Source organism: Micromonospora haikouensis (assembly GCF_900091595.1).
GTDB classification, from domain to species: domain Bacteria; phylum Actinomycetota; class Actinomycetes; order Mycobacteriales; family Micromonosporaceae; genus Micromonospora; species Micromonospora haikouensis.
The window spans coordinates 25,586-33,295 of the sequence record NZ_FMCW01000001.1 but is presented as its reverse complement, the minus strand read 5'-3'; the positions used below and the strand labels follow the sequence as shown (position 1 = coordinate 33,295).

Below are 7,710 nucleotides of genomic sequence, written 5' to 3'. Positions count from 1 at the left end.
AACTCCCCATACGTCAACACCACCTCCCCACACACCACCGCCACCGCACCCGGCGACCCCTCCACCCACCGACCCACCAACTCGTGCACCAGCAGGTCGGCGTCGTCACCCGCCGCCGACGTCTGGGCCGCCGACCAGGACCGGATCAGCGACCGCTCGGCGGCGTCCATCGCCGCGAGGTGTCCGATCGCCAGCCGGGGCGCATCGAGAGCGCTCGACAGCAGGTGCGACCAGTGCCGGAAGAAGTGCTCGACCGAGTCGCGGCCGAACAGGTCCGTGCAGTACTCGATCTCGATGTCGAAGCGGTCGCCGACGTCGTAGACGGTGAACGTGAGGTCCAGCTTCGCCGTGTCGGTGGGCACGAACTCGCGGGTGAGGAACGACGCGCCGGCCCCCGCCCCGGCTCCGCCCGCGGCGCCGGCCCCGGCCGCCGGCCCCGTCTCGTGGAACGCGAACAGCACCTGCACGAGCGGGCCGTGGCTGGGCACCCGCTGCGGCACGAGGCGGTTGACGAGCCGGTCGAACGGCACGTCGAGGTGCTCCAGGGCGTCCAGCACCGACTCCTGGGTGCGCGCCACGACGGCCTCGAACGTCGGCTCGCCGCCCAGGTCGGTGCGGGCCACCATCGTGCCGGCGAACAGGCCGACCACGTCGAGGAACCGGCTGTCCCCCCGGCCGGCGACCGGCGAGCCGACGACGAGGTCGGTCTGCCCGGTCTGCCGGTGCAGGAAGACGTGGAAGGCCGCCAGCAGCACCACGTACGGCGTGACGCCGCTGCCCGCCGCCAGGGCCCGCACCCGGTCGCGGACGCCGGGCTCCACGGTGAACCGCAGGGTCTCGCCCCGGTAGGTGAAGTCGCGGGGCCGGGGCCGGTCGCGGCCGAGTTCGAGCAGTTCCGGCGCGCCCCGCAACTGCTCGACGCGCCGGTCGAGGTCCCGCTGCGCCCGCGGCCCGGCCAGCCGTTCCTGCTGCCGGGCGCAGTGCTCGACGTACGCGGCCCGGGGCGGGGGCGGGACGGGGGCGCCGCCCAGGCCGGCGGCGAGGTCGCGTTCGACGAGCTCCAGCGAGAGGCCGTCGACGGCGATGTGGTGGAAGGTGAGGTGGAGCAGCCGCACGTGGTCGTCGACGGCGAACACCGCCGCGCGGGCCAGGGGCCCGGCGCTCAGGTCGAACGGTCGGCGGGACACCTCCCGCACCACCTCGGCGCACCGGGCGTCGCGCTCGGCGGCCGGGCAGTCGGTGAGGTCGTGCACCTCCAGGGGCAGTTCGCGGGCCGGCAGCAGGCGCTGCACCGGCTCGCCGTCGACCTCCGCGAAGGCCGTGAACAACGCGTCGTGCCGGGCCAGCAGGCGGCCGACGGTGGCGACGACCTCCGGCAGCGGTACGGCGTCCCGCAGCCGCCACGACACCGGCACGTGGTAGGCGGCGCTGGCCGGCGTCAGCCGGTCGATGAACCACAGCCGCTGCTGCTCGCTGCTCAGCGGCCAGTGCCGGTCGTCCTCACCCATGGAACGCGGCCTGCTCGGCCTGGTCCATGGCGAGGGCGAGGCTCTTAGGCCGCATGTCCTGCCAGTTCTCCTCGACGAAGCGCAGCGCGTCGTCGCGGCCGCCCGGCCCCCATGCCACGGTCCAGCCCGCCGGCACCTCGGCGAATTCCGGCCACAACGAGTGCTGCGACTCGGCGTTCACCAGCACCAGGAAAGTGCCGTCCGCATCGTCGAATGGATTCATGATCCGCCTCCGGTCCACATCGATGCCGCAGGGAGTCCACATAGCCCCCGGAAGCGGCCGGGGAGAATCCTGCCGGGCGATAGCGGTGGCGGCCAGAAATTGCCACTTCACCAAGTGGCAGTTGGTGTAAACGGTTTCGGCGAGAGCACACGGACAGGCCGGCAGCCCACGGGAAGGCCGAGGTCGAGCGGGCAGGCCGGAATCGCCGACGACGGAATTCGCCGGAGGGGAAGCGGGGGGATGAAAGGCGGCTACGCCGGGTCGGCCACCGGAATCAGCGAGACGATCTGCAGCTCACTCGCGCTCGGATCGGTGAGGGTCACGACGTCGACCAGCGTCGTCCGGTGGTCGCTGGAGAGCCGGATGCCGCGCCGCGACTGCAGGGTGCACCCGTTCGCGGCGTGGGCGTTCCACAGGCAGCGGGCCTCGGGGTTGGTCGCCAGGCAGGCGTCGACCAGCGCGGCGATCCCCGCGTCCTGGGGGTGCAGCGCCTGGGCGATGCGCATCTGGGTGAGCAGCGGCGCCGCCCAGTCGGTGTCCCAGTTGACCAGTCGGCGGCGCGCGTCGGCGTCGGTGAACAGCCAGCGGGGGTAGCTGGGATCGCTGCGCAGCCAGGGATAGTAGGCCTCGCACACCTCGTTGTGCAGCACCACCCGCGCGTACCGGTCGAGGACGTAGGTCGCCCAGCGCTGCCCCTCGACGAACTGGCGCAGGGCGGGGCCGAGGACGACGGCGGTCGCGCCGACCGGCGACGGCGACGGCATCCGGCCGACCGCCAGGAGATACAGCAGCTCCCGCTCGTGCCGGTCGAGGCGCAGCGCCTCGGCGACGGCGTCGAGGAAGGCGTCCGAGTAGTTGGCCCGCACCCCGCGTTCGAGGTTGCTGTACCAGACGACGCTCACCCCGACGATCTCCGCGACTTCCTCCTGGGTGACGTTCGACCGACGGGCTCGGCGGCGTCGGGCGAGGAGCCGGTCGTCGGGCACCAGCCGGTGCCGCCAGGCTTTGACGCAGGCGGCCAGCTCGCTGTTCTGATCTGCCGAGACCTGCCGAATGGCAACCATTTCTCCCTCGTCCTGGCGCAGCCGTGAATGATATTTCCCGCGCATCTGGACCTGCACCGAAATGAAACAACGGCCACCGGTCACACGGCTCTCCCGAGAGCCGGAAGCAGGGCGGATCGATCGGTCGACGGCTGCCCGTCGCCGGGACCGATGGATCCCGCGTACGAGGCTTTCGGCCGAATAGGCCAAAGCCCGCTCGCGACGGCACGGACACAATCGTGTCCAGTGACTGTCACGAATGTGGATGCTACCGCTCGGGGACCCGGACACCAATAGCTGAGTATCGCTCGGATCACTGTGCGGTCATCCCCTCCGGCGATTCCCTGCCACCTGCACCCAATCGTCATGGACTTGGCCGGGCTGCCCCCTTGGCCACGTCCACGGGAGTGCGCACCACTTGCCCGTGATGGCCCTGTTGCGTAGATCGCGCCCCGCGCCGAGGCCCGCGCCGCGCGCCCCGCGCCGACCGAGGGCAGCAATACATTCAAGTACGGCTCTCCATTCGCGGGCCCACAATTCCCAACGGATTGCACCAACCCGAGCACGCCGTTCGGCACGCCGTTTCCCGGCGCGGATATGAGTCGCGAAGAGCCCCGGAGTCCCAATCGCCGCAGTTGCGGCCGGCTTCCCGTCCGGGGCGCATATCCCCTGGTAGAGGCGATTTCCGTGCGCCGAGAGACGCACGCCATACGAAACGCGGGAGAAACGAGAGCTGGCTACCGTCCCCGATCGTTGAACATTTCCACTCCTTTCCGGGGAGACACTTTGAAGGTACGAACATCGAGGAGCATGCGCATTCTCCTCGCGGTGGTCGTCTCGCTGACGGCCCCGGCCGCGCTGGCCGCCCCGGCCAGCGCGGCGTCCCCCACCGCAGCCGCACCGCCCCCCGCCGCACCGGCGGACCTGCCCGACCCGACGGCGCGCGGACCGTTCGGCTACCAGGCCGTCCAGGAAGCCAAGCTCGGCCTCGCCAGCATCCAGGAGCCCAACTCCGCCGGGGCCGACCCGACGCCGGGGACGGCCCAGGCGGCGGAGCAGGTCGAGATCCGCGGCCAGCTCTACACGCCGGACTGGGCCAAGCGCACCACCCCATCGCCGCTGATCGTCCTGGTGCACGGCAACCACGGCTCGTGCGACTCCGGGCAGAACAGCGCCCAGCTCACCTGCGCCCAGTTCAAGCACAACGAGAACGGCTACGCCTACCTCGCGGAGAACCTCGCCACCTGGGGCTACACGACGTTCTCGGTGTCGCAGGACCAGCTGATGATGCGGCAGGACAGCAGCAAGGGCAAAGGCATGCACAGCCGGCGCATGCTCATCGCCGCCACCCTGGACGCGCTCAGCGCCGCCAACCGCGCCGAGGGCCTGCCCGTCGACGAGCACACGACCGTCGGCACCACGCTCTCCGGTCACCTCGACCTCACCCGCATCGGCCTGATGGGGCACTCGCGCGGCGGTGACGCCGTGTCGAGCTTCATCGACTACAACCGCATCCGCACCGACGGCCCGCGCTATCCCCTGCGCGGCGTCATCTCCCTCGCGCCGGTCGACTACGAGCGCAAGGCACCGTACGGCATGCCGTACCTGACGATCCTGCCGATGTGCGACGGCGACGTGTCCAACCTGCAGGGCGCGCGGCTGTTCGAGCGCAGCCAGTACGTCAACCCGGGCGACCCCTTCCCCCGCATCCAGGTCGAGCACCTCGGCGCGATCCACAACTGGTACAACACCGTCTGGTACGCCGACGGCGGCGCGGACGGCCAGGGCAACAACGACGCCGCCTGCGGCAACTCGGCCCCGTTCGCGACGAACAACATCCACCCGAACAACCTGCGGCTCAGCGGCGCGGCCAGCTACACCGACCCCGACCTGAACTACAAGATCGACAACTCGGATCCGCTGAACCCGGCCGTGAACACCAAGTTCTCCGGCGACGCGGCCCGCATGGGCGACCAGGAAAAGCTGGGCCTGGCCACGATGGCCGCCTTCTTCCGCCGCTACGTCGGCGGCGAGGGCGCGTTCCAGCCCTGGCTGACCGGCGAGCTGGCCAACACCGCCAGCGGCCTGCAGGTCCCGGCGACGGCCTGCCCGACCAGCCCGTCCGGCACGGCCATCGCCTGCAACGAGCGGGTCAACACCAGCTACTTCGCCGCGCCACAGGAGCGGGTGGACGTGATCCGCCCCGAGGTGGAGAACCCCCTCGGCCTCAACGCCCTCGGCGGCCCGCTGACCGGCAGCGGCTTCGCCGACCCGTACGCCCAGGCGCCCGGCGTCGCGCCGAAGCCGGCGGCGACGGCCGGCGGCTACGACTGGTGCAACCCGGAGCCCCAGGACTTCGCGCCCGCCCAGCTCGGCAAGACCGGGCTGCCGACCGCCGCCAAGCCCTGCCCGCTGCCGGCGGCCGGCGCGCTCGGCGGGCAGAACGCCACCCGCGAGAACAGCCCGATCAACCACTCCTACGGCCGCCAGCTCACCCTCGCCTGGGAGCCGACCTCCACCGCCACCCTCACCGCCGCGATCCCGGCCGCGTCCAAGGACGTACGGGGCCTCAAGGCGCTGGCCCTCAGCGCCGCCGTCAACTTCTTCGACACCCGCAACCCGGGCGCCGACAACCGGGGCGACAACACCCGCGACACCACCGTCAACGGCACCCCGACCAGCCCGGTCTGGCCCAACGAACTACCCACGTCGTACGACCCGACGTCGACCACGCAGCGCTTCGTCATCGCGCTGAGCGACACGGCCGGGCACGAGGCCACCGTCGACGCCGGCGACCCGCGCTGGGGCAACGCCCTGCACATGTCCACCGGCACGAACACGCCGAACACGCACATCGTCCTCGACCAGATCCGCGTGCCGCTGAGCGAGTTCGCCGCGCAGGGCGTCGACGTCGGCTCCCTGGCCAAGCTCGAACTGCGCTTCGGGGCGGGCGACCTGCCCAAGTCCGGCTCGATCCAGCTCGCCGACGTGCGCTTCCAGGAGAGCGCGGCCGGAGCGCGGCTGCTGTCGGACGGCAACCACGCCAACGGCGCGGGCCACGGCAAGTCCGCCCTCGGCGGCCCGGACCCGGCGACCTACCTCGCCGCGTACGACAACACCCCCGGCAAGGTGGCGCTGGTCGACCCGGTCGCGAACCCGCGCGGGAACACCACCTGGACCGTCGACGACGACGGGAAGCAGTGCCCCACCGCCCAGTTCACGTCGATCCAGGCGGCCGTCGACCACGCCTCGCCGTGGGACACGATCGTGGTCTGCGCGGGCGTCTACCAGGAGTCCTCGACGCCGGTGAACCACGCGTCCAACCCCGTGCAGGCCGGCGCGCGCAACGGCCTCACCATCACCAAGCCCCTGAAGATCAAGGGCGCGGGCGCGGACAAGGTGACCATCGAGCCCGACCAGTCGCTCGGCACCCTCGCGGGCCACCAGCCCTACCTGCGCGACGGCGGCGGCAACGTGATCACCGTGTCGCGGCAGTCGCTCGGCTCCACCGACACCAACGAGATGTTCGTCGACATCTCCGGCGTGACCGTCACCTCCGGCAACGTCTGGGCCGAGGCGGGCATCGCCTTCTTCGGCGCGGCCGGTCGCGTCGCGAACAGCGTCGTCGGCCCGCTGCGAGCCGCCACCACCGCGCAGGAACTGGCCGAGCACCCGCACGGCTGGGGCATCGTCAAGACCGGCGTGATCCGGGGGGCGAGCGCCGCCACCGTCGAGAGCGAGGTGACCGTCACCGGCAGCGTCGTCACCGGCTACCAGTCGGGCGGCATCCTGTTCGACGGCGCGCGGGGCACGGACGGCAGCCCGGACAACACCGCCCGGACCGGCATCCGCAACCACGGCTACGTGACCGGCACGGTCGTCGCGGGCGCGTCGAGCAGCGTGTTCCCGCAGGTCGGCATCCAGTACGCCAGCGGAGCGACCGGCTTCGTCAACGACAGCCGGATCACCGGGAACTACCACCCGCCCGCGCCCGAGAAGTCCTACGGCATCCTGCTGACCGACGCCGGCACCGACAGCGTCGGGGCGCTCACCGCCTCCGGCGACATCATCACCGGCAACGGGTACGCGGTCTACAACGCCAACGCCGACAACACCGGCGTACGCGAGGCAGCCCCGTTCGCGGTGACCGGCAGCTACCTCGGCAAGCGCGCGCCGCTCTCGGGCGGACCGGCGGACCCGCGCACCGGGGTCGAGGCCATCTCCGGCCCCGACAGCACCGGCGCGGCCACCGTCACCCTCGCCAAGCGGCTGCCGAAGCCGCCGAAGGCGGTGCCGACCGGGGTGGGCCGCGTCGCCGACCGCGCCCCGTCGGCCCAGGTCGCCGACCCGGGGCAGGGCGCGGTGTTCCAGGTCGGGACGACGGTGCACCCGCTCATCCGGGGCACCGACGACTTCGCCATCGCGTCGGCGACCCTGCTCGTCAACGGCACCAGGGTCGGCACCAGCACCGTCGCCCCGTACCTGTTCGACTGGACGCCCAGCGCCAGGGACGCCGGCCGGCAGGTCAAGCTCCAGGCGCTGGTCGTCGACTCGTCCGGACGGGCGACGCTGTCCAAGGCGGTGGTGGGCACCGTGCTGCCGCCGCCGACGGTGAAGCTCGGCAAGGTGACGACCAACACCAAGACGGGCACGGCGACGATCGCCGCCACCGTCAACACGGCCGGCACGCTCACCCTCACCGGCGACAAGGTGGTCGCGGTGACCAGGCAGGTGAGCAAGGCGGGCACGGTCACGCTGACCGTGACGGTCGACCCCGCGTACCGGCAGGAGTTGGTCAAGGCGGGACGGCTCGACGTGACGGTCACGGTCGCGTTCGGCACCGCGACGGGGCAGAGCGCGAGCAAGACCGTGCAGGTGCGACTGCTCAAGAAGTGACGATCCGGCACCAAGGAAGCTGACCGGAGGGGTCCCGCAC

Annotated in this window: 4 protein-coding genes; 1 reads left to right on the top strand and 3 read right to left on the bottom strand. The window is 71.8% G+C overall.

What is annotated here, in order from left to right; translation table 11 throughout:
• The 3 genes from GA0070558_RS33215 to GA0070558_RS00085 form a co-directional block, all read right to left on the bottom strand.
• Positions 1–1,508, bottom strand: a 1,508-nt coding sequence (locus GA0070558_RS33215; RefSeq protein WP_256091635.1) for a condensation domain-containing protein, incomplete at its 3' end; no start/stop codon positions are given.
• The gene (locus tag GA0070558_RS00090; protein WP_176734036.1) at positions 1,501–1,731 is read right to left on the bottom strand and encodes an MbtH family protein; all 231 of its coding nucleotides are present in this window, start codon (positions 1,729–1,731) and stop codon (positions 1,501–1,503) included. The genes GA0070558_RS00090 and GA0070558_RS33215, both read right to left, overlap by 8 nt.
• Before the next feature lie 251 nt (positions 1,732–1,982).
• Positions 1,983–2,795 carry a helix-turn-helix domain-containing protein gene (locus tag GA0070558_RS00085; protein WP_176734035.1) on the bottom strand — a complete coding sequence of 271 codons (813 nt, stop codon included), beginning with the start codon at positions 2,793–2,795 and terminating at the stop codon, positions 1,983–1,985.
• A 789-nt stretch (positions 2,796–3,584) separates the two neighbouring features.
• On the opposite strand from GA0070558_RS00085, the gene GA0070558_RS00080 reads away from it, so the two are divergent.
• Positions 3,585–7,670 (top strand): alpha/beta hydrolase, encoded by a 4,086-nt coding sequence (locus GA0070558_RS00080; protein WP_091274094.1) that lies wholly within the window; start codon positions 3,585–3,587, stop codon positions 7,668–7,670.
• Positions 7,671–7,710 lie beyond the last annotated feature (40 nt).